The organism is Veillonella sp. HPA0037, assembly GCF_000411535.1.
In the GTDB taxonomy this organism is placed as follows: Bacteria; Bacillota; Negativicutes; order Veillonellales; family Veillonellaceae; genus Veillonella; species Veillonella atypica.
The window spans coordinates 477,831-502,500 of record NZ_KE150483.1 but is presented as its reverse complement, the minus strand read 5'-3'; the positions used below and the strand labels follow the sequence as shown (position 1 = coordinate 502,500).

Annotated in this window: 18 protein-coding genes; 16 read left to right on the top strand and 2 right to left on the bottom strand. The window is 38.6% G+C overall.

Annotation, left to right across the window (positions count from 1 at the left end; all coding sequences use genetic code 11):
- The first annotated feature begins 14 nt into the window (after nucleotides 1-14).
- The 4 genes from pheS (at nucleotide 15) to HMPREF1477_RS02345 (ending at nucleotide 8,411) form a co-directional block, all read left to right on the top strand.
- Nucleotides 15-1,037, top strand: a complete 1,023-nt coding sequence (gene pheS, locus HMPREF1477_RS02360) for a phenylalanine--tRNA ligase subunit alpha (RefSeq protein ID WP_016475670.1) — start codon at nucleotides 15-17, stop codon at nucleotides 1,035-1,037.
- Nucleotides 1,038-1,046: 9 nt separating this feature from the next.
- Nucleotides 1,047-3,491, top strand: coding sequence for a phenylalanine--tRNA ligase subunit beta (pheT, locus tag HMPREF1477_RS02355; protein ID WP_016475669.1), 2,445 nt, complete (start codon nucleotides 1,047-1,049; stop codon nucleotides 3,489-3,491).
- Nucleotides 3,492-3,570: 79 nt separating this feature from the next.
- A complete protein-coding gene (locus tag HMPREF1477_RS02350) occupies nucleotides 3,571-6,018 on the top strand; it encodes a DUF3656 domain-containing protein (protein ID WP_016475668.1) in 2,448 nt (815 codons plus the stop codon).
- Between the two features lie 14 nt (nucleotides 6,019-6,032).
- A complete protein-coding gene (locus HMPREF1477_RS02345; protein ID WP_016475667.1) occupies nucleotides 6,033-8,411 on the top strand; it encodes an endonuclease MutS2 in 2,379 nt (792 codons plus the stop codon).
- A 121-nt stretch (nucleotides 8,412-8,532) separates the two neighbouring features.
- On the opposite strand, the gene HMPREF1477_RS02340 is transcribed toward HMPREF1477_RS02345, so the two are convergent.
- Nucleotides 8,533-10,620, bottom strand: coding sequence for a transglycosylase domain-containing protein (locus tag HMPREF1477_RS02340; RefSeq protein ID WP_016475666.1), 2,088 nt, complete (start codon nucleotides 10,618-10,620; stop codon nucleotides 8,533-8,535).
- A gap of 157 nt (nucleotides 10,621-10,777) precedes the next feature.
- On the opposite strand from HMPREF1477_RS02340, the gene tyrS reads away from it, so the two are divergent.
- The 6 genes from tyrS (at nucleotide 10,778) to HMPREF1477_RS02305 (ending at nucleotide 18,231) form a co-directional block, all read left to right on the top strand.
- Nucleotides 10,778-11,986 carry a tyrosine--tRNA ligase gene (gene tyrS / locus HMPREF1477_RS02335; protein ID WP_016475665.1) on the top strand — a complete coding sequence of 403 codons (1,209 nt, stop codon included), beginning with the start codon at nucleotides 10,778-10,780 and terminating at the stop codon, nucleotides 11,984-11,986.
- 639 nt (nucleotides 11,987-12,625) lie between these two features.
- The gene (locus HMPREF1477_RS02325) at nucleotides 12,626-13,033 is read left to right on the top strand and encodes a hypothetical protein (protein WP_016475663.1); all 408 of its coding nucleotides are present in this window, start codon (nucleotides 12,626-12,628) and stop codon (nucleotides 13,031-13,033) included.
- Nucleotides 13,034-13,213: 180 nt separating this feature from the next.
- Nucleotides 13,214-15,595 (top strand): phosphoenolpyruvate synthase, encoded by a 2,382-nt coding sequence (ppsA, locus tag HMPREF1477_RS02320; protein WP_005376201.1) that lies wholly within the window; start codon nucleotides 13,214-13,216, stop codon nucleotides 15,593-15,595.
- Between the two features lie 106 nt (nucleotides 15,596-15,701).
- On the top strand, nucleotides 15,702-16,349 hold the full coding sequence (locus HMPREF1477_RS02315; RefSeq protein WP_005379155.1) for a helix-turn-helix transcriptional regulator: 648 nt from the start codon (nucleotides 15,702-15,704) through the stop codon (nucleotides 16,347-16,349).
- Nucleotides 16,350-16,352: 3 nt separating this feature from the next.
- On the top strand, nucleotides 16,353-17,174 hold the full coding sequence (locus HMPREF1477_RS02310) for a pyruvate, water dikinase regulatory protein (protein WP_016475662.1): 822 nt from the start codon (nucleotides 16,353-16,355) through the stop codon (nucleotides 17,172-17,174).
- A gap of 67 nt (nucleotides 17,175-17,241) precedes the next feature.
- The gene (locus tag HMPREF1477_RS02305) at nucleotides 17,242-18,231 is read left to right on the top strand and encodes a deoxyguanosinetriphosphate triphosphohydrolase (protein ID WP_016475661.1); all 990 of its coding nucleotides are present in this window, start codon (nucleotides 17,242-17,244) and stop codon (nucleotides 18,229-18,231) included.
- Nucleotides 18,232-18,300: 69 nt separating this feature from the next.
- Here HMPREF1477_RS02305 and rpmB read toward each other — a convergent pair whose 3' ends face one another.
- Nucleotides 18,301-18,489, bottom strand: coding sequence for a 50S ribosomal protein L28 (gene rpmB / locus HMPREF1477_RS02300; RefSeq protein WP_005386334.1), 189 nt, complete (start codon nucleotides 18,487-18,489; stop codon nucleotides 18,301-18,303).
- A gap of 230 nt (nucleotides 18,490-18,719) precedes the next feature.
- Between rpmB and recG the strand changes: the two genes are divergently transcribed.
- The 6 genes from recG to pssA all read left to right on the top strand — a co-directional run bounded on the left by recG (nucleotide 18,720) and on the right by pssA (nucleotide 24,669).
- On the top strand, nucleotides 18,720-20,762 hold the full coding sequence (recG, locus tag HMPREF1477_RS02295) for an ATP-dependent DNA helicase RecG (RefSeq protein WP_016475660.1): 2,043 nt from the start codon (nucleotides 18,720-18,722) through the stop codon (nucleotides 20,760-20,762).
- Between the two features lie 126 nt (nucleotides 20,763-20,888).
- Nucleotides 20,889-21,074, top strand: a complete 186-nt coding sequence (locus tag HMPREF1477_RS02290) for a 4-oxalocrotonate tautomerase (protein WP_005379145.1) — start codon at nucleotides 20,889-20,891, stop codon at nucleotides 21,072-21,074.
- Between the two features lie 84 nt (nucleotides 21,075-21,158).
- Nucleotides 21,159-22,616, top strand: a complete 1,458-nt coding sequence (gene guaB / locus HMPREF1477_RS02285) for an IMP dehydrogenase (RefSeq protein WP_005379153.1) — start codon at nucleotides 21,159-21,161, stop codon at nucleotides 22,614-22,616.
- A 12-nt stretch (nucleotides 22,617-22,628) separates the two neighbouring features.
- Nucleotides 22,629-23,351: a WecB/TagA/CpsF family glycosyltransferase gene (locus tag HMPREF1477_RS02280; protein ID WP_016475659.1), complete on the top strand. Its 723-nt coding sequence runs from the start codon at nucleotides 22,629-22,631 to the stop codon at nucleotides 23,349-23,351.
- A 12-nt stretch (nucleotides 23,352-23,363) separates the two neighbouring features.
- Nucleotides 23,364-24,005 carry a phosphatidylserine decarboxylase family protein gene (locus HMPREF1477_RS02275; RefSeq protein WP_016475658.1) on the top strand — a complete coding sequence of 214 codons (642 nt, stop codon included), beginning with the start codon at nucleotides 23,364-23,366 and terminating at the stop codon, nucleotides 24,003-24,005.
- Nucleotides 23,998-24,669: a CDP-diacylglycerol--serine O-phosphatidyltransferase gene (pssA, locus tag HMPREF1477_RS02270; RefSeq protein ID WP_016475657.1), complete on the top strand. Its 672-nt coding sequence runs from the start codon at nucleotides 23,998-24,000 to the stop codon at nucleotides 24,667-24,669. The genes HMPREF1477_RS02275 and pssA overlap by 8 nt, the downstream gene beginning before the upstream one ends.
- Nucleotide 24,670 lies beyond the last annotated feature (1 nt).

The following is a 24,670-nucleotide window of genomic DNA, read 5'->3' as shown; positions in this document are numbered from 1 at the left end:
AGGAGGACTGTTGTATGGAACAAGAATTACAACGCATAAAAGAGGTAGCGTTAACAGCTATCAAAGCTGCCACTAATCAACAAGCGTTGCAAGATGTACGCGTAAAATATTTAGGTAAAAAAGGTGAAGTAACAGCTTTATTAAAAGGCTTGGGTAAACTATCCCCAGAGGAACGCCCTAAGATGGGTGCTTTTGTGAATGCTGTACGAGAAACATTAGAAGCAGAACTCGATAAAATCAAGTCCTCTATGGAAACAGCAGCTATGAACGCTCGTTTAGAAGAGGAAAAAATCGATATCACTCTACCTGGTAGAGCTCCAAAAACAGGTCATATTCATCCTTTGACTACTGTTAATGAAATGATTGAAGATTTCTTTATGAAAATGGGCTACACCGTAGAAGAAGGTCCTGAAGTGGAACAAGACTATTACAATTTCGAATGTCTTAATCTACCAAAAGACCATCCTGCACGCGACATGCAAGATTCTTTCTATATTACAGAAAATTTCTTGCTTAGAACTCATACATCTCCTGTACAAGCACGTACCATGCAGCGTCATGAACCTAATAGTCCAATTCGCATGATTGCACCTGGTAAGGTATATCGTTGGGACTATGATGCTACGCATTCTCCTGTGTTCCATCAAGTAGAAGGTTTGATTATTGATGAACATATTACGTTCGCTGATTTGAAAGGAACCATTGAAACATTCCTACGACATATGTTTGGTGATGAAACAAAGGTACGTTTCCGTACAAGCTTCTTCCCATTCACAGAACCATCTGCAGAGGTAGATATCTCCTGTGTAATGTGTGGTGGTGAAGGCTGTCGTGTATGCTCTCATACAGGGTGGCTTGAAATCTTAGGTTGTGGTATGGTACATCCTCGTGTACTTGAGCTTAATGGCTATGATCCTAATAAGGTGAAAGGTTTTGCCTTTGGTATGGGCGTAGAACGTATTGCTATGTTGTTATATGGTATTGGCGATTTACGTCTATTCTTTGAAGATGATATCCGTTTCTTGGAACAATTTTAGGAGGTAGAAATGAAAGCAAGCTTACAATGGATGAATGAATACGTACCTCTTGATCTAAATCGTCCTGCCCAAGAATTAGCGGATGAATTAACACAAGCAGGTATTCCTGTAGAAGAAGTACTTTCTATGGATCCAGGTTTGAAAAAAATCTATACTGGTAAAATCGTAGAAATTACAAAACACCCAGATGCAGATAAATTACAAGTATGCCAAGTACAATGCTTATCTGAAGATGGGGAAGAAATTACTAAGCAAATCGTTACCGCTGCTACGAATGTGGCTGTTGGTCAAATCGTACCAGTTGCGTATCATAAATCTCGTTTGGCAGATGGTACAGAAATCAAAAAAGGTAAATTACGTGGTGTTGTATCAGAAGGCATGTTCTGCTCCGTTGCTGAATTCGGTATTTCCTCTGATTTGGTAAGACCAGAAGAAGCACAAGGCATCTATATTTTCCCTGAAGGTACACCAATTGGTTTAGATATTAAAGAAGCACTTATGCTTGATGATACTGTATATGAATTTGAATTGACAGCTAATCGTGCAGACTGCTTCTCTATGGTAGGTTTGTCCCGTGAATTCGGTATCATGACAAATCAAAAGGCTTTATTCCCAGTTATTATGGTGAATGAAAATGGTGAGTCTATCGAAGGTAAAGCATCTGTAGCTATCGAAGCACATGATCTTTGCACGCGATTTACATCCCGTCTTGTTACGAATGTTACCATCGAACCATCTCCATTGTGGATGCAAAATCGTTTGCGTAACAGCGGCATTCGCCCTATTAACAATGTAGTGGACGTAACAAACTACGTTATGCTTGAATTAGGTCAACCAATGCATGCTTATGATTATGATTGTGTAGCGGACCATACCCTTATTGCACGTCGTGCAAAAGCTGGTGAAACACTTACTACGCTAGACGGTAATGAACGTGAACTCAATGAGTCCATGCTTATCATTGCCGATACAAAGGGCCCAATCGGCGTAGCTGGCGTTATGGGTGGTCTTACTAGTGAAGTAACAGATAAAACTACGAACGTCTTGTTCGAAGCTGCTGTATTTAATGGACCATCTATTCGTCGTACATCCAAAGCATTAGGTATGCGTTCCGAAGCATCTGGTCGTTTTGAACGCGGTGTAAACCATAAATATACAGCATATGCTATCGATCGTGCTGCACAATTGTTACAACAAATCTGTCCTTCTTGTAAGGTGAGTGTTGGCGTTATTGATGTATATCCAGAACCAGTAGAACAACGCACTGTAACTTTCACAGCAGAACAAATCAATGACTATCTTGGCACTTCTATTGAAAAAGATAGAATGGTAGATATTTTAACGAAGCTCGAATTCGGCATTACAGAATCTGGCGATACTATTGAAGCACTCGTTCCAACATGGCGTGATGATGTGACTGTTATGCCTGATATTGCTGAAGAAGTAGCGCGCATCGTAAGCTATGATAATATTGCGCCTACAATTCCTGTAGCGATACTATCCTCCGGCGGTATGACACCTAAGAAAGCGTTAACAAAAGAAGTAACGCATTACTTAGCACATGCAGGTCTTAGCCAAATCATTACATTTAGTTTCATGCACAAAGATGGCCTTACGAATATGATGTTACCAGAAGGTGATAATCGTTATACGGCAATTCCAATCTTAAATCCTATTTCTGAAGAGTTCCCATATATGAGAACTACGTTGGTGCCAGCTGTTATTGAAGCAGCTAAACGCAATATTGCACAACAAAACAAAGATTTGTGGTTATTTGAAACGGCTAATGTATATGAACCAAAGTCATTGCCATTAACAGAAGTACCGCATGAACGCCCTATGGCATGTGGTATTATGATGGGTAAGGTTACAGAGGCCGCATGGAACCAAGCGCAACGCGATACTGATTTCTATGATGTAAAAGGTGTAGTTGACGGTTTACTAGCTAAATTAGGATTGACTCAATATAATATTCAACCATCTAGTGAAAGCTATTACCATCCAGGCGTAAGTGCACATTACACAGTCAATGGTGTAACGATTGCTAACTATGGTGAATTACATCCACAAGTGGTTAAAAACTTCGATTTGTCTGGTAAAGTGTATATGTTTGAAATCGATTTGGAAGCTGTATTATCCATTACAGTACCGCCATTTAGATATCAATCATTCAGTAAATTCCCAGGGACAAGTCGTGACTTGGCTATTGTAGCACCAGTATCTGTTACAAGTGGTGAAATTGTAGCCCTTATTAAGGAACATGGCGGAGAATACTTAGAATCCGTATCTATCTTCGATGTTTACGAAGGGGAACATATTGAAGCAGGCTATCGTAGCTTAGCTTATAACTTACAATTTAGATCGATGGAAGGCACATTAAATGATGAAGACATTGATGGTGCAATTCAAGCGATTATTGATGCATTAGCAACTAAAAATTGTAAATTACGATAAATCATCGTAAAAGGGTTTACCTTATGGTAAACCCTTTTATGTCTATCTATCCCCTGTTGTATAATAGAAGGTATAGGTAATGAGTCAGAAAGGATTTATTATGGAATTATTAGCACCAGCGGGTACGATGGAAAATTTTATGGCCGCCTTAGAATCGGGGGCAGATGCTATATATTTAGGGGGCAAGGTCTTTAACGCACGGGCTCATGCAGCCAATTTTGGTATTGATGAATTGCGTGAGGCTGTACGGTTAGCACATATTTTAGATGTGTCTGTGTATGTAACCGTTAATATCCTGATTGGCGATACGGAACTGAATGACCTTGAACAGTATATTAAGGATTTAGATTCCATTGGTGTAGATGCCATCATCGTGCAGGACTTAGCAGTTGCAGCGATTGCTAAACGAGTGGCACCGAATATTCATCTTCACGGTAGTACGCAAATGACGGCTGCTACACTAGATGCGGTTCGGTTTTATGAGAGTTTAGGCTTTACTCGCGTTGTATTGGCCCGTGAATTAAGTCTTAAGGAAATTCAGCATATCTGCAAACATTGTAAGGCAGAAATCGAAGTATTTGTTCATGGTGCATTATGTGTATGTTACTCAGGTCAATGTTTGATGAGCTCTTTCATTGGTGGACGCAGTGGTAATCGAGGTGCTTGTGCACAGCCTTGTCGCTTACCTTATGAATTACTAGATTCTAAAGGTACGAGTTTGTTACCTAAACATGAAGCCTATTTGCTAAGTCCAAAGGATCTTAACTACAGCGAGCATATGAACGAACTCGTAGCGGCTGGTGTTACATCCTTTAAGGTAGAAGGTCGTATGAAAAAGGTATCCTATGTTCGTCAAGTGATAGGTACTTATAGAGAGATATTGGATGAGGCATCAATTCACGAAAATCAACGTAAAGCACTAGCATCTGGATTTAATCGTGGATTTTCCACAGCCTATTTAGAAGATACGGTAGGTCGACAAATGATGACCGTAGTGGCGCCAAATCATCAGGGTAAGCCAATCGGCGAATCGTATACGAAAAAAGGGGAAGTTTATTTATCTTTAACAGAACCTATTGAACAAGGTTCATTAGTTAAAATATTACAATCTAATGGCAGTGTTACCTATTATACGGTAGATGACGAATGGACATGTGTATCCGATACGCTGTATAAAGGACGACCCGCAGAGGGCTTAGCAGTAGGTCAATTATATTTAGCATCTACACCAAAGAATACAAAGTCACGAGGCTTACAAGAGTTTACCCGTAAATATGATATGTCTGTATATCTCAGTGTTGGTTCTAATGGTGAAACAAATTATACTGAATTAACTGTTATCCTAGACTCTGGTCTTAGTGTGACTGTTACAAATGAGTATGTGCCAGCTATTGCTAATAAAGTGCCCACATCGTTAGAGAAGGTAACAGAACAGTTAGGTCGGTTGGGTAATACGTTATTTAGGCTTTCTTATGTAGATATTCCTGATGGCCCTTATATGTGGCCTGCTAGCGTTCTTAATGCACTACGTCGTGATGCCGTAACTGCTTTAGAAACAGCGGTAATTACACATCATGTAGAATCATGGCAAGCATTGCAAGTAACAGGCGATGTAGATTATGATTTCAAGGCGCAACACGAGTTATCCTATGATACTTGCCCTATGATTTCAGCTCGTGTCGATGAAATAGAAGGTGTGAAAGCAGCAATTTCTGGTGGAGCACAGAAAATCGTTTTTGGTGGTGATAGACTGAGTCGTACACCATATGCGTTATCTATATATGATGAGGTAGCCCGTTTATGTGCTCAATCTGATGTGATTTGCACCTTTGCTACACCACGAGTTGTGAAAGATGATGAAGTAGAAGCATATAAACATACATTAGAGGCAATCGTACAGGCTCATCCAGATAGTATTTCCATTCACGTGCCACAAGCATTATTATGGCTCCGTGAATTAGGATATACAGGTGCCATTGAGGCTGATACAGGCCTTAATATTTTCAATACACCTACATTGCATTTCTGGGAACAGTTACATATAAGTTGTGTAAATCCATCGCAAGAGTTGACCTTAAAACAAATTACGGAACTAGCTAAACATAGTCACGTTCCTATTGAGACGATGATACATGGCTATACGGAAATGATGATTTCCGAATATTGTGCTATTGCAAGTTTTGTTGGCACAGGTAGTAAAGTAAATTGTCCTATGCCATGTGTTAAGGAATCGTATTCGTTAAAGGATAGAAAAGGTGAAATATTCCCAATTCGTACGGATCCATACTGTCGTATGCACATCATGAATAGTCATGAAATGGATATGCGAGCCTATGTACCTATGTTATTACAAAAAGGAATTTCCATATTACGCGTAGATGGTCGTCATATGAAACCAAGTTATGTGAAAGATATTGTATCCCAATATGTTGGCATAGCAAAGGGTACGATGGAGGCACCACCTAAGAAAATAGATTCCCAAGGCGAATCTATTACACGGGGACATTATTTTAGAGGTATTTTATAGAACGAGGTAGTACATTGTTTAATGAAGATGTATTAGATTTTATAAAAATTAAAGAAGAGTTGGCTAGTCATTGTAGCTCTATTATTGCTAAAGAAATGGCTTTAGCATTGGAACCTATGACGAATCGAGAAAAGATTCAAGAGGCTTTAGATGAAACAGCAGAAGCACTGCGCTCTTGGCAAACAGAAATCGAGCAACCTTTAGGGGGGACTCGAGATATACGTGAATCTTGTAAAAAGAGTCGTAAGGATTTTGTGCTTTCACGAGAAGCCATATGGGATGTCTATATAACCATAGGTGCCTATAAACGTATGGCGAAGTTCTTTAGAGCGAAGTATATGGAATACCCATTATTGTCTTTATGGATGCAAGACATGCCGAATATGGACCGTGTGGAACAACGGTTAAAACGTGTATTTGATGAAAAAGGGGAACTGCTCGATACAGCATCTCCTAAATTGGCGAGCCTACGGAATACGATTAGTAAGACGCGAGATCGTATTAAACACGATATTCAAGCCATATTGCATGACAAGGATAATCAGAAATATTTCCAAGAAGCGATTATTACGCAACGCAACAATCGTTATGTAATTCCTGTTAAGCAAGAATATCGCCAATATTTTGATGGTTTAATTCACGATCGATCTGCAACAGGGCAAACATTATATATTGAACCGATGCGACTTGTACAGCTAAACAATGATTTGCAAGAAGCTTTAATTGGTGAGGAGCAAGAGGTATTACGCATTTATAAGGAACTTTCAGCCCTTATCAAACAACATAGTAATGATCTGATGGATGCCTGTGAAAAGGTATCTCATATTGAATTTGTCTATGGTAAAGCAAAACTCGCTATAGCTCAAAAGGCAGTACAAGCCACATTGAGCGAAGGGCGTGACGTCAATTTGATGCGTGCTCGCCATCCGTTGATTCCTGCCAATACAGTTGTACCTACAGATATTCGTTTGGGTACGGATTATCGAATTTTATTGATTACTGGCTCCAACACGGGTGGTAAAACGGTGTCATTAAAAACACTTGGCTTATTATCCCTTATGAACCAAAGCGGTTTATTTATTCCTGCTGATCATGGTTCTATATTGCCGATTTTTCATAATATTTTTGCAGATATTGGGGATGAACAAAGCATTGAAGCTAGCTTGTCTACATTCTCTGCACACATGACACAAGTGATTTCTATTATTAAACATTGTGGTCCTAATGATCTTGTGCTACTCGATGAACTCGGCTCTGGCACAGATCCGGAGGAAGGTAGTGCTTTAGCTGTATCCATACTTGAATTCTTCCGCCAAAAGGGAACTCTCATGATGGTTAGTACTCACTATAATGAGTTAAAGAACTATGCGTACCATACGGCAGGTATCGAGAATGGTCACGTTGAATTTGATGAGCGTACATTAAAGCCTACCTATCGATTACATATTGGCGTAGCTGGAAGTAGTCATGCATTGAGCATTGCAGCGCGCTTGGGGCTACCAAAGGATATCGTCAATCGTGCACGCGATTACAAATCTAAATTTGGCAGTAGTGAAATGGAAAATGTTCTAACCGATTTGAATGAACAATTACGTAAATCATCGGAACGCGAACGGGCACTCAAAAAAGAATTAGATGAAACACGTCGTATGCGCGGTCAATTAGAAAGAGAAAAGAAACAGTTTAATGAAAAACGCAAACAGATGTTAGCGAAGGCTCAAGCTGATGCGGAATCGATGAAACGTAGTCTCCGCGTAGAAGGGGAAGCCATCATTAAAGAGTTAAAGGCTCAATTCTCTGAGACAAATAAGGATAAGCGCCTATCTGCCATCAATGCAGCTCGTAAAGGAATCTCTAATGTTCACGTGCCAGAGGCACCGGTGAACGATGATCGTAAGACATTATCTATTGATGCAGTTGCTATTGGTCAAGTCGTATATGTCACATCTTTGCGCTCGTTAGGGACGGTTTTATCCATTAAGGGCAATCGTGTTACTGTAGATATCAATGGGTTATCTGCTACTGTAAAAGTAAATGAATTGCAATCTACTACGAGAGAAGAATCCAATAAGATTCAACGAGATAATCTTAAGGCCCAACCTAAAACACGCAAAAAAGCAGGTGGCTCTGCCGTACAACGTCAAAAAGAAGTGCGTACAGAGATTAATATTCTCGGTCAAACCGTAGATGAAGCTGTTGTTTCTGTAGGTCGATTTATTGATCAAGCCCTATTAGGCGGCATCAACCAAGTTCGTATCATTCATGGTAAAGGGACTGGTGCATTGCGCGAAGGCGTACATCAGTATTTACGAACCTTGCCACAAGTAGCACATTTTGAAACTGCTGGCTATGATGAAGGTGGCGCAGGTGCTACAAATGTAGTGTTAAAATAATATACAATCCTTACGATAGTGCTAGATAAGAAGCAGACAACTATGAGTCTGCTTCTTTTTTGTAATAGAAAAGAGGCAAAACCATGTGGTTTTGCCTCTTAGTATGTTGCTTCGCTAGTGGTTAGCGATCTTTTTTCTTCTCTTTTTTAGACTTCGATTGACTTGGTTTGGAATCTGTAGATTCTACCTTGGATGATGAGTCATCATCTTTTGAGATGGCATCATTCTTATCCTTACCATCCTTTTTATCTTTGTCATCTTTTTTGTCTTTGTCGTCCTTTTTCGGAGCTTCTTTCACCGGATTATAATGTCCTTCACTAACAGCTGCTTGAGCGCTAGCAGGTACATTAAAGTCGGAAGCAGGGGTATTGGCTAATGCGGCCGACATAAATTGTCTCCACATTACTGCCGGCGTTGAACCACCAGTAATACCTAATGTTTCGGATCCGTAGTCATCACCAATCCAAACAGCAGCAACTAAATCAGGCGTATATCCAACGAACCAAGCATCTTTTTCATCATCTGTTGTACCTGTTTTACCAGCTGCAGGTCTACCGATAGCAGCATTGCCACCAGTACCACCATTAATAACAGATTCTAACATATCAGTGATGATAGCAGCATCTTTTTCTTCAACGACGCGCTTTTCTTGGATGGAATTTTCTTCCACTACTTGTCCGTTGCGGTCCACGATTTTTATGATTGCTGTAGGTTGAACCTTGACGCCACCATTAGCAAGTACGCCATAAGCTTCAGCCATTTCCAATGGTGAAACACCATGAGTTAAACCACCAAGTGCTGTTGATAAGTTGTTATCTTCATCAGTTAAGGTAGTAATACCCATCTTCTTAGCTAAGTCGATAATCTTAGACATACCTACTTCATCAGCAATTTTTACAGCTGGTACGTTACGAGAATGTTGTAATGCATAGCGGTATGTAATATTACCCTCAAAGTTTCGTTCATAGTTTTGAGGACGCCATCCATTAAAATCAACAGGGCTGTCATCAACAATGGAACCTGGAGTTTTACCAGATTGAATAGCAGCTAAGTAAACAAATGGTTTCATAGCAGAGCCTGGTTGACGTTCCGCTTGTGATGCACGGTTAAAGGCATCATCTCCACGACCACCGACCATGGCAACAATATAACCGTTATGTGGATTCATTGCTACAATAGCACCTTGTGGTTGGTGTAGACCATTTTGGTCAGTATACATAGTTGGTAGATTTTGCATTGCTGCAACTGCAGCATTTTGAGCATCCATATCGAGAGTGGTATAAATTTTAAGACCATCTTTATAGATTGCATCATCACCATATTTTTCAGAAATTTGAGCAATTACGTAATTGATAAAATAAGATGCATTGTTGTTTTCGTGAGTTTGCTCTTGCTTAGCAACTAAACCTAAATCTGCTTCGCGAGCTGCATCAGCTTTATCTTGTGTGAGATAACCATACTTGACCATTTGGCCCAATACAACAGCCTGGCGTTTTTTACCGGCTTCTAAGTTGTTGAATGGGGAGTAGTAGTTAGGACTTTGAGGTAACCCAGCAAGCATAGCACATTGAGCTAATGTTAAATCGCGTACATCTTTACCAAAGTAAACATGAGCTGCTGATTGAACACCATAAGCACCTTGACCAAAATAAATTTGGTTCATATACATTTCAAGAATTTCTTGTTTGGTATAGTGCTGTTCGATTTTAAGTGCTAATAAAGCTTCGGAAATCTTACGTTTGAGCGTTCTGTCTTGGGAAAGAAATGCATTACGAGCCAATTGTTGTGTGATTGTAGAACCACCTTCGGATACACCACTATGTACAACATTAACCCAAATAGCACGTAAAATACCGATAGGGTCGATACCGTGATGGCTATAAAAACGGGAGTCTTCAGTAGCTACGAAAGCATCTTGTAATTCTTTTGGTACTTCATTAATTGGGACTGGCAAACGATTCTCTGTGGAGTGAACCGTAGTAATTAAATTGCCATGTACGTCATAGATCTGAGACGATGCAGATGGTCGTACGTTAGATACATCTGGAAGATTAGACATGGTAGCGCTTATAAAACCACAACCGCCACCGGCTACAATAAGAACAAGTAATAATACAATCATCCAAATCGTCTTTTTAGTTGATGCCTTTGGATTGCTCGGGTTAGGAGCTGGTTTACGACGAGCTCTTATATTTGAGTTATTACCCATAGAGTCACCTCTTTTTTAAAGTAAATATAACGTAAAATATATTACGCAGTTATAAATAGTATACCATAAAAGACATAAAACAAACACTATATATAATTGTGAAAGCCTATTTATAATGGTATACTATAAAGAACAGATTTTATGTAGGAGGATTTCCATGATTACAGCACAAGAACAAGTGCGCCAAATTACACATGGCGTATCTGGAATAATTAATGAAGAAGACTTAGTCAAAAAAATAGAACGTTCTATTAAAGAGAATAAACCATTGATCGTAAAATTGGGCCTCGATCCTACGGCTCCTGACATTCATTTAGGTCATACCGTACCACTTCGTAAGCTTCGCTTGTTCCAAGAGTTTGGCCATCAAGTGGTTATTGTAATCGGCGGTTTTACGGCTCGTATTGGTGACCCTACTGGTAAAAGCGTAACACGCCCACCACTTACTAAGGAAGAAGTATTAAAAAATGCGGAAACCTATAAGACCCAAATCTTTAAGGTATTAGACCCTGAAAAAACAATTGTACGCGATAATAGTGAATGGCTTGAATCCATGAACTTCGCTGATGTACTTCGCTTGGCAAGTTCTTATACAGTAGCACGTATGATGGAGCGCGATGACTTTGATAAACGTTACAAAGAAGGTCGTCCTATTGGTGTACATGAATTTATGTATCCATTGATGCAAGGTCAAGACTCTGTAGCATTGCATGCAGATGTTGAATTTGGTGGTACAGATCAAACTTTCAACTTACTTATGGGGCGTCACTTGCAAGAATTGGCAGGACAAGAGCCTCAAGTAGTTATTACTATGCCATTGCTCGAAGGCCTTGACGGCGTTCAAAAGATGAGTAAATCCTTGGGTAACTACATCGGTATCGATGAAGCACCTAAAGATATGTATGGTAAAGCCATGTCTATTCCTGATGAATTGATGATGCGTTACTTCATGCTCGTTACGGATATGTCTATCGAAGATCAAGACGACATGGAAGAACGTTTAGAAAATGGCACATTGCACCCACGTGATGCAAAAATGCAATTGGCAAAAACTATCGTTCGTTTATATCATGGTGAACAATCAGCGCAAGAAGCGGAAGATGAATTTAAACGCGTATTCCAACAACATGCATTGCCAACAGATATTCCTGAATATGCTATTGATACACCTAGCGAAGCTATTTTCGTACCACAATTCTGTACGGATGCGGGTTTGACTGCTTCTAATGGTGAAGCACGCCGCTCCATTAAAGCTGGTGCATTCAAAGTAAACGGTGAAAAATACGGTGAAGAAAACCTAGTTCTTGAAGATGGTATGATTGTTCAAGTAGGTAAGCGTAAATTTGTAAAAATTAAATTTAACTAATATAAAACTGTGATGAGGTTTGAACTGCACCCCAAAAATTGGATACAATTTTTGGAGGTGCAGTTTTTTATGTTTAAATACTCAAAAGAAGTTAAAGAAAAAGCAATTGGCCTTTTTGAAAAAAATTAAGTTCCTTTAGAATTGCTAAGGGGCTTGAAACTCCCAAAAATATTGTAAAAAACTGGCTATACAAATTTAAACTTAGTCATAACTTGACTCATAAAATTGGTAAACGAATATTTTCAGCAGATTTTAAACGTAAAGTTCTTGAAACGAGGTGGAAAGATAAGTTATCCTTTAAATGAAGAAAAAGAAGTACAAAAAATAGATTCGTTAGTAGACAGTGATAGTCCTAAAAATCAAGTAATTCAGATGGTGAAGTCGATAATGTCTATTAAGAGTAGGTAATATAAATGTTAATAAACAATTTACTAGATACAATTTTAATCAAGCTTATTGAAATGCCTGATTATATTTTCAACTCTTTGATTATTTTATTTTTTTGTCTAGTTGGAATATTATTTCCTTGGCTTAATGATGTTGTTTATGGAACATATAAAAGATCTTATAAGGTTGAAAGGTTTACTTTTCTTATTATTTTAATCATCACATTATTTTATATTTTATATGAGTGTTAATATGACAAAATATTTAAAGCTTTTGTTAGGAATATTGATATTTTCTTTGTTGATTTATTCTGTTATTTACAAGATTGATAAAGATAATAAACATGAAACTGCTGAAGCAGTTTTAAATAGAATAGTTGTTGTTTCTAACAGTGAAGATATTAGAATGTCTTATGGTCAGTATAGCAGTGGGGAGTGGATTCAATATCTAGATATGAAGATAAGCCCAGATTACAAAACTGTTATGCCTCAAACCTTAGAAACCATTACCAATATTTTTCCTAATAGTAAAGTAGAAAAAATTGAGACTTCAGAGGCTACATTACTATATCGTATTACTTTAGAGGATGGTATTTTATTTGTTAATGGTAGTGATATGACGCCTGATAATTTAAGATTTATTGTTCATGTTTCAAACTAAAAAAGAGGGTTATAGGACAAAAAAGATGATTGTCTAGTATTAGGCAATCATCTTTTATTTTTAGTTGGGTTTTATTTGTATAATAATGCCTATAAAAATTGACATAATTTTGATTAAGGTATACTATTTATATGTAAAAGGTTTAATGTGTTGCACTAATTACAAACAGGAGGTTCTCACATGAATCGCGAAACAGCTTATGTATTATGGTTTGATGAATTAAAACGTGAAGACGTAAATTTAGTAGGTGGTAAATCCTCATCATTAGGTGAATTAACTTCCTCTACAAATGTACCTGTACCTTATGGTTTTGCAACAACTGCATATGGGTATCGTGAATTTATGAAAGAAACTGGCCTTGAAGATCGTATTCGTCAAGAGTTAGATGATTTGGATGATGTAGAAAACTCTGCATTGCTTCGCGAAGTTTGTACAAAAATTCGCCGTATGATTTGCCAAGAAGAAATGCCTGCTGCATTGGCTGAAGCTATTCGCAAATCCTATGAAGAACTAGGTGAAAAGGTAGGCGAAAAAGATCCATTCGTAGCTGTTCGTTCTAGTGCAACTGCAGAAGATTTACCAGATGCTAGCTTTGCTGGTCAACAAGATACATATTTAAATGTTCGTGGTGCAGATACAATTATTGAAAAAGTAAAAGAATGTTATGCATCTACATTTACTGATCGTGCAACATATTACCGTGTAAAACAAGGCTTTGACCATATGACAGTAGCATTGAGTGCAGCTGTTCAAATGATGGTATTCTCCAAAGCTGCTGGTGTTATGTTTACTGTTGACCTTGTAACAGGTAATGACAACAATATCTTGATCGAAGGTTCTTGGGGCCTTGGTGAATATGTAGTACAAGGTACAGTTACACCAGATAACTTCCGTGTAGATAAACAAAAAATGGTTATCACTGATCGTATGATTAATGATAAAAATATTCGCCTTGTACGTAAAGCTGATGGCGATTGCATAGAAGAAATCGTACCTGCTGATGAAGCTAATAAACAAGTTATTTCCGATGAACAAGTATTGGAATTAGCTGAATACGCTAAAGCTATTGAAAAACATTATGGTTGCTACATGGATATGGAATGGGGTGTAGATGAAAGAAATGGTAAAATCTGGATTCTTCAAGCTCGTCCAGAAACAGTATGGTCCAGAAAAGATAAATCTGAACAAACTGCAGATACAAGCGTAGCAACTACTACAGATCGTGAAATCGTAGTTAAAGGTTTACCAGCATCTCCAGGTAAAGCTGCTGGTAAGGCACATGTTATCATTAATCCTGAAGATATTGATGAGTTTAAAGAAGGCGAGATCCTTGTTACAGCTATGACAGCACCTGACTGGGTTCCAGCTATGAAAAAAGCCAAAGCTATCGTTACAGATGCTGGCGGTATGACTTGCCATGCGTCCATCGTTAGCCGTGAACTTGGTATTCCTTGTATCGTCGGTACTAAGAGCCGTAGCCATGAAGCCACAACTTCTATTAAAGAAGGCCAAATGATTACTGTTGATGCAACTAATGGTATTGTTTACGATGGTGTGTTAGAAGATGTTGTTAAACCAGCTGCGCCACAAGAACAAGCTGTTGTAGCAAGTGAATATATCCCTGTAACGGGTACTAAGATTTACATGAACTTAGGCGATCCAGACTTGGCTGAAAAATATGGTGTATTGCCTTGTGATGGTATCGGTTTGATGCGTGAAGAGTTCATTTGGACTACTTTCATTCATGAACATCCATTACACCTTATTGAAACAGGTCGCAGTGATGTAGCTGTTAATACATTGGCTGAAGGTATGCGTAAAGTGTGTCAAGCACTAGCACCTCGTCAAGTAGTAGTTCGTTTAAGCGATTTTAAATCTAGTGAATACCGCGATCTTAAAGGTGGCGATAAATTTGAACCACATGAATCAAGTGCATTACTTGGCTGGCGTGGCGCTTCCCGTTACTATGATCCTAAATATACACCTGCTTTCAAATTAGAATTAGAAGCCATTAAAAAAGTACGTAATGAATTTGGTTTCAAAAATTTACAAGTTATGATTCCATTCTGCCGTACTGTTGAAGAAGCTGAACTCGTAACTAACTTGATGGCTCAAGAAGGACTTGTACGCGGTAAAGATTTCAAAATCTGGCTCATGGCTGAAATTCCAGCAAATATTATCCTAGCTGACCAATTCAACAAATACGTAGATGGTTACTCCATTGGTTCTAACGATTTGACAATGCTTGTTCTAGGTTGTGACCGCGATAATGAAACAGTCCAACACATTTATGATGAACGTAATTTAGCCGTTCGTAGAGCTATTCGTCATCTTATCGAAGTGGCTCATAAAGATGGTAAAACTGTATCCATCTGTGGCCAAGCACCAAGTGTTTACCCTGAACTTTGTGAATTCTTAGTTAAGAGTGGTATTGATTCCATCTCTGTTAATCCAGATGCGGTTAAAAATACTAAGAAAATGGTGGCTCAAATCGAGCAACGTATGATGATGGATGCACTTACAGGTCGTGGTCGTCAAGATGTAGAAGACCTTGAATGGTAATAAAGATATACTTTATTTGATGATGTAAAGAGGAGGCGAGAGCGCCTCCTCTTTTTCTAAAATGATACATAGGATATAATATTTATATGTGAAAGGAGGGACGGGTGTGAAACTTTCAAAACGACAAGAAGCAATAGCCCATATTGTACGTGAAAAAGGACCTGTTACGGGAAGTGCTATAGCGGAACATTTGGATGTGACACGATCTGCATTGCGTTCGGATTTAGCCGTGCTCACCATGATTGGTGTTCTCGAAGCAAGACCTAATGTAGGATATTACTATGTTGGCTTGTCGCCAAAGGACCAAACTGCTGAAATTTTAAGGTCTTATAGTGTACATGATGTGCTTTCACAAGCCGTTATCGTATCGCCAGAGACCAATCTATATGATACAATCGTGACTATTTTTACAGAGGACGTGGGTACGATTTTGGTTTGCGAAGGTTCCTATTTACAAGGTGTTGTATCACGCAAGGATTTATTGCGTGCCTCCATAGGTCAAACCGATGCACATACAATGCCTATCTCAATGATTATGACACCCGTTAGCAAAGTTATCACCGTAGAACCATCAGATTCGTTAGCTGTGGCGGCGCAAAAAATGATTGACTATGAAGTCGATTGTTTACCTGTTATAGTTAGAGAAGACGATGAATCACAAGACAGTCCTAAGAAACGATTAAAGGTGGTAGGACGTGTATCTAAAACAACTGTGACTAAGGCGTTTTTAGAATGTAGTACACAAGAGGTATAAAGAATGGCAGAAAAAATTATTTATGCGATATCTGACTCCTTAGGCGAAACTGCAGAGGCCGTTGCGAGAGCAACAGCAAGTCAGTACGATAAGGAACAAATTGAAATTGTTCGCATCCCATATATTGAAGATAAGGCTCAAATTGATGAAATTATACGAGATGCTAAAAATGGTAATCACGTAATTTGCCATACAATTGTGTCGTTAGAATTGCGGAACTATTTACACGAAAAAGCGGCAGAGAATAATATTCCTGCTGTTGATATTATGGGCCCTGTATTGGATGCTGTTGGTACAGTGGCATCTACCAAGCCACGTATGACAGCTGGTATGGTTCATAAGCTAGACCAAGAGTATTTCAAAAAGGTAGAAGCTATTGAGTTTGCAGTTAAATACGATGATGGTAAAAACCCATCAGGCTTTGAAAAGGCTGATGTTGTGATTATCGGTGTATCTCGTACAAGTAAAACGCCGTTATCCATGTTTTTAGCGTATAAAAAAATTAAAGCGGCTAACTTACCACTAGTTCCTGAGGTGCCATTGCCAGAGGAATTATTTAAGATTCCGCCTAAGAAAATTGTGGGGTTGATTATTGACCCATATAAATTGAATAATATCCGCAGTGAACGTTTGCGTGCTATAGGCTTAGAAGACGAGGCTAATTATGCCTCTATTGAGCGCATTAATTCTGAATTAGAATATGCAAAAGCTATTATGCGTCGTCTACATTGCCAAGTGCTTGATGTTTCTAACAAATCCATTGAAGAAACAGCATCTCTTGTTATGCAATTAGTAGATAAAAACCGCATGACTGCCGGAAAATAAATAGGGGAGGCGCAAGCCTCCCTATTATTAAATATTATATTGTTAACATGTTTGATAAAGAGGTACTATGAATATTAGAGAACGTATAGAAGAACGAGAAGATATGATCTTATCTCCCTATGCGGCGAGAAGCAGTATGGCATTGCGCGATATTGATGAAGAACCAGATCCACTACGTACCGCATTTCAACGAGATCGGGATAGAATTATACACAGTAAGTGTTTTCGTCGCTTAAAACATAAGACACAAGTATATATTGCACCTGGTGATCATTATAGAACAAGAATGACGCATACCCTTGAAGTAGGGCAAATCGGTCGTACTGTTGCGCGTGCTCTTAGACTTAATGAAGATTTAGTGGAAGCCATTGCGATGGGACATGATGTGGGGCACACGCCATTTGGTCATGTTGGAGAATATGCATTGCGCGATATGGTGGGCCATTTTAACCATAATGAACAAAGTTTGCGCATGGTCGAAGTATTAGAGAAACATGGTAACAGACAAGGTCTTAATCTTACAAAAGAAGTGCGGGATGGCATTTTAGGCCATACGGGACCAACCATACCATCTACATTAGAAGGGCAGATTATACGTATTGTAGATCGTATTGCGTACTTGTGTCACGATTATGATGATGCACAACGGGCTGGTATGCTAGAAGCTAAGGATTTACCAGAAGAAGTGCGATTTTATTTTGGCGATACTCCGTCTAGTATGATTACGGCCATGGTGAAAGATATGGTTGAACAATCGTTGGATAAGCCAGCGATTCAGATGTCTGCTGATATTGAAAGCACGATGAATGTTTTTAGACAGTTTATGTTTAAAAATGTATATCTAGCACCTGCATTAATTCCTGACCGTAATAAGGCAGCTCATGTAGTAAAAAATTTATTTACATACTTTATGGAGCATCCAAGTGATATAGAAACCTATGTAGAACGAAATGGTGTGTATTCCACTGTTGATATTGTCGATTATGTGGCAGGATTAACAGATCAATATGCTATAAAATTATTTAAAGATTACTTTATTCCAAATATTACGCTGTAATAGGGCGACAAAAAGACCGTTACCATTGGGTAACGGTCTTTTTGTTTAAGAGTACATGTACTATTTATTTTACGCGCGTGTAATTTTATTAGAACGAAGGCAGCGAGTGCATACATTTACTTTTTTTGTAGCACCGTCTACAACCGCCCGTACTCTTTGAATGTTCGGTTTCCAAGTTTTTCTTGTGCGAATGTGAGAGTGACTCACGTTCATACCGCTAGATGTGGATTTGCCACATACTTCGCAAAGGTTTGCCATAGTTTCCACCTCCAAGCTTAATCTATAACATAACAAAAGTATATTATCATAAAGACAAGGTTTAAGCAAGTGTTTTTACTACATGCATTGATATTTTATGAAATATACTACAATATTTGGTATACTATAGCTAATATTGTAGTCGAAATCTATGAGATATGGCAAGAGAAATATAAAAATGGATATATTTTCACTATATTCATTAAGTATGTCATATGTGAGGCATTATAATGAACGAAGCACTGACCTCTATTAAGGGAATTGGACCAGGTCGAGAAAAACAACTTCATAAATTAGGCATTGATACTGTATCCAATTTATTGGCTTATTTTCCACGCTCCTATGAAGATAGACGTAAAATTTATTCCATAAAAGAATTGGAAACTGGTATTACTGCGGGGGTTGTAGGTACTGTCGTATCCATTACGGAAAAACGGCCACGGCCTCGCTTATCTATTTTAGAAGTTATCATCACAGATGGAACTAGTCTGATGAAGATTGTATTATTCAATCAAGGATATAAAAAGAACTTTTACAAAAAAGGTCAACGCCTCTATGCGTACGGTAAGGCCGAATTTCAATATGGTTCTATGCAGATGAATTCTCCGCAAATAGAAAATCTCGGGCCAGATGCTATGCCAGATACGGGCATTGTTCCTATTTATCCCTTGGTGGATGGCGTTTCTCAATATGTGGTGCGCGCATCGATTCGAAATTGGTTCGAAGCGCATCATACAATAGATGAAATTTTACCGCCTGAAATCATGAATTATCATGCGAGTATGAAGCGATATGATGCATTTAAAGAAATGCATTTTCCTTCAAGTAGTGAAAGTCATGAAAAAGCACGGTATCAATTAGCCTATGAAGAACTATTTATCATGCAATCTGGTTTGGCTCTGCTTAGAAATAAAGAGCAATGTCACGTAGGGCCTAAGATGGAACCAGATGGGGTACTAATGGCACAATGCAGATCGAATTTACCCTTTAAATTAACTGGTGATCAGGAGCGTGCTGTAACTGAAATTTCACAAGACATGCAAGATGAACGGCCGATGCAACGATTATTACAAGGTGATGTGGGCTCTGGCAAAACTGTTGTAGCTACATTGAGCCTTGTAAAAGCCGTAGAAAATGGATACCAAGCTGTTATCATGGCACCTACAGAAATCTTGGCGACTCAACATTATGAAGGGATAACTGAATTTTGTAAAACTTTGCCTATTAATATTGCATTGCTTACAGGATCCACACCTAAAAAAGAAAAGGATAGAATCTATGAGGAGTTAGCAAATGGAACCATTCAATTGATTATTGGTACCCATGCGCTCATTCAAGATAAGGTTCAATTTAAGAATCTAGGATTGGTTATTATCGATGAACAACATCGTTTTGGTGTTAATCAGCGTGCCGCATTACAACATAAGGGCGTATATCCTCATGTTTTAATTATGACGGCCACACCGATCCCAAGAACAATGACGCTATCTGTGTATGGTGATTTAGCGGTATCCCTCATTAAGGAAATGCCTCCAGGACGTAAACCGGTCAAGACATATGTTGTAGATAGCTCATATAAAGAACGATTGCGCGTGTTCTTTGGTAAGGAAATGGCGGCAGGTCATCAAGTATATGTTGTTTGTCCTCTAGTAGAGGAGTCTGAAAAACTAGATTTGCAAGCTGCAGAAGAACTCTTTTTGGAATTGAAAGACTATTTTTATAAAAGTTTTGAAGTGGGCCTTGTTCATGGGCGTATGAACCCGAAAGAAAAGGATGAGGTGATGCAAGCCTTTCATAATGGTCGTATTCAATTGCTCGTGTCTACAACCGTCATAGAGGTTGGCGTTAATGTTCCTAATGCGACGATTATGTGCATAGAAGGGGCTGAGCGTTTTGGATTATCCCAATTACACCAATTACGAGGTCGCGTTGGACGTGGTGACATTCAGGCGTATTGCATATTAGTTAGCGATTCTAAGGGGGATGTCAGTCAAGAACGGTTGCGGTTGATGGAATCCACGCAAGATGGATTTGAATTAGCCGAACAAGATTTATTACTGCGTGGATCTGGCCAATTGTTTGGACTTGCTCAATCAGGATTACCTGATTTACGGGTCGCTAATATCATAAAAGATATAGATATATTAGTGGCAGCGCGTAATGATGTGCTGTTATATATTCGAGAATTTGGCATCAATCAACTAGAAATTCAAATGAAAGAAGAATTATCAAAAAGATTTGGTGAAAAATTTCTTAGAATATTGTATAATTAAGAGGTAGGGCTAATAATTCTATAAGGTGCGATAATACTAGGTTTTATCTAGGTTTTCCCCTTGTATATAACGGCCTATTCTCGTATAATATAAAAAACAATATTTTTGTATCTATGGAGGTGCCATATGCCATTAATTCATGTTGAACTCGTTGAAGGTCGTACAAAAGAACAAAAGAAACAATTAGGTGAAGCTATCACTAAGGCTACTGTAGACATCGTAAAGGTTCCTGCAGAAGCAGTTAAGGTTATTTTTGTTGATATGAAAAAAGATGATTTTATGGAAGGCGGCATTTTGCGGTCTGAACGCTAATGAAAGCTACGATTATCCGTTCTAGCCCACTGGGCTAGAATGGGTCGTAGTTTTGTTTTTTATTATACGAGAAAGGAAAAACAAATGAGAGACGATAAATTCGGTATGCGTGGATTGACTTTTGATGATGTATTGTTAGTGCCGGCAGCATCTGATGTATTACCATATCAAGTAGATTTAAAGACACAATTAACACGTGATATTTCACTAAATATCCCAATGATTAGTTCTGGTATGGATACTGTTACTGAGTCCCGTATGGCCATTGCCATGGCTCGTGAAGGCGGTATGGGTGTTATTCATAAAAATATGTCCATCGAGGAACAAGCTCATGAAGTTGATACGGTTAAACGTTCTGAGCATGGTGTTATCGTTGATCCGATTTTCCTAAGCCCTCAGAACCTTCTCTCTGATGCAGAAGAGTTGATGCGTAAATATAAAATCTCTGGTGTACCTATTACAGAACATGGTAAACTAGTAGGGATCATTACAAATCGCGATATGCGTTTTGAAACTGATTTATCCCGTCAAATTGGCGAATGTATGACTAGTGAAGGTTTAGTTACAGCTCCTGAAGGTACTTCCTTGGAAATGGCTAAATCCATTTTGAGCAAACATCGTATTGAAAAATTACCATTAGTTGATAAAGATAGTAATTTAAAGGGTTTAATCACTATTAAAGATATTGAAAAAGCTACAAAATATCCTAATTCTGCAAAGGATGCTAGCGGTCGTCTATTAGTTGGTGCTGCTGTTGGTGTTTCTAAAGATATGTATGATCGTCTAGATGCTCTCGTAGCAGCTAAAGCCGATGTTATCATCGTCGATACTGCTCATGGTCATTCTGCAGGTGTGCTGCGTACATTAAAAGAAATTAAACAAGCATATCCACATATTCCGGTTATTGCTGGTAATGTGGCAACGGCAGCTGGTACAGAGGCTCTTATTGAAGCTGGTGCAGATGCTGTTAAAATTGGTATTGGACCTGGCTCTATTTGTACAACACGTGTCATTGCTGGTATTGGTGTACCTCAAATCACTGCTGTCTATGAGTCCGCTCAAGTAGCAAGACGTTATGGTATTCCAATCATCGCTGATGGTGGTATTAAATATTCTGGCGACATTGCGAAAGCGATTGCAGCTGGTGCCAATGTTGTTATGATGGGTAATATTCTGGCTGGTACTGATGAAAGCCCAGGAGAAACGGTTATTTACCAAGGCCGTTCCTATAAAGTATACCGTGGTATGGGTAGCTTAGGGGCTATGAAGCTTGGTAGTAAAGATCGTTATTTCCAATCAGAAGCTAAAAAATTAGTTCCTGAAGGTATCGAAGGTCGTGTACCTTATAAAGGTATGTTGGCAGATACTATTTTCCAAATGGTTGGTGGTTTACGTGCAAGTATGGGATACTGTGGTTGCCATAATATTAAAGAAATGATTGAAAATACTCAATTTATTCAAATTACGGCAGCAGGCTTGAAAGAAAGTCATCCACATGATGTAAGTATCACCGTAGAAGCACCGAACTATAGTGGTTTATAATGGAGTATTATTTTGAGTAAACGTATTTCGGTATTATCCGTCCCTATTGATTGTATCACTATGGACGAAGCAGTTTCAAAAATTATAGAGATGACGAAGCAATCAGGGCTACATCTTGTAGCAACTGCCAATGCTGAAATGGTTATGCTAGCCAATCAGGATCCCGTGTTACACGGGATCTTGAATTCCGCTAGTCTAGTTGTTCCTGATGGAGCTGGTATATTATGGGCAGCGGAACGCATGGGTGAAAGAGTGCCTGAACGCGTTACTGGTGTTGATATTACCAAAGAATTGTTTAAACATGCTGTAAGCAATCAAATCCCCATATATTGTTTAGGTGCTGCGCCTGGTGTAGCACAACAAGCAGTTTCTAATTTACAAGCAATGTATGGTACTATTAATATAGCTGGTATCCATGATGGTTTCTTTGATGAAGCAGAGGAACAACGTATTATTAACGATATTAAATCTTCGGGTGCTAAGCTCGTATTTGTTGCATTAGGTGTGCCAAAACAGGAACAATGGATTTCAGAAAAATTATCCTCTTTACAAGGCGTTGTAGCCATTGGTATAGGAGGGTCTTTTGATGTATTGGCGGGAAATATTCCACGTGCACCTCATTGGATGCAACGCAATCGTTTAGAATGGTTATATAGATTATATCTAGAACCTAAACGTATTGGCCGCATGTTGGCCATACCAAAGTTTATGTGGACTGTTATTAAGAATAAATAGGGGAGTTTAGTTGTGCCTACAGGACCAATAATAAAAGAAGGATTTCCTTTAATCGGAGTGATGCTCTTCATTACGATTATAGCGGCGTATTTTGGATATTATAGTATCGCAATCATTACATTTATTTTGGCATTATTTTTTGTGAACTTTTTTAGAAATCCAAAACGCAACATTCCTACTGATCCAGATGCTATTTTATCTCCAGCTGATGGAAAGGTAATGGAAATTGAAGATGTATATGAAGACTTGTATTTACATCGTGAATGTAAAAAGGTAACAATCTTTTTATCTGTTTTTGATGTGCATGCAAATCGAGCTCCTATTGAAGGTAAAATTACATATCGTCATTATACGATGGGGAGTTTTTTACCTGCTTTTAAAGAAGATGTGGGGTTTGAAAATGAACGTCACACAATTTGTATAGAAAACGATAAAACAGAAGTTCTGGTAACACAAATTGCAGGTTTATTGGCTCGTCGTATCGTTTCTTGGACAGATCTTGATAGTGTATTACAACGTGGCCAGTTATATGGTATGATTAAATTTGGTTCATGTACTGAAATTTACATGGATAAAAATGTAGAGATTTGCATTGAAAAAGGTCAACATATTACTGGTGGCGATACAATTATCGGGAGGCTCCGTCATGAATAAATCAGTTATTCCAAATTTATTTACTAGTTCTAATTTAGCATTTGGTGTTATCGGTATTACATTGTCTGCTACGGGCAATACCTTTGGAGCAGCTATTTGCGTGATACTATCACTGATTGCAGATGGTTTAGATGGACGTGTGGCACGTGCGTTAGGCGTAGCAGGTCCTATGGGACGTGAATTAGACTCTTTATCCGATGTAGTTGGGTTTGGCGTTGCCCCTGCTTATATGCTGTATGTTAACGATTTACAAGGATTAGGCTGGCTTGGCTATGTTCCATTATTAGCCTTTGCCGTTTTAGGTGCTTTTCGTCTAGCTCGTTTTAATATTAAAACAGATGAAGTTCATGGTTATTTTGAAGGCCTTCCTATTCCAGCGGCAGGTTGTTTAGCTGCTACCTATATTTTATGTGGTGTGCAAGTTCCACAACTAGTTGTGTTTGTGTCTATGATTCTTGTTGGAATCCTAATGGTTAGTGAAGTAAAATATCCTGACTTTAAAGGTCACAGTGCAGTTCGTATTAGAAAAATTGCTATCGCATTAGTTGCTATTATCATTATTGCTGCATTGGTATATGATTGGCATACATGGGCTGTTATGATTTTTACTGGTTATGTGTTGTTTGGTCTGTTTAATACGGCGTTAAATATAGTGCGCAAATAGA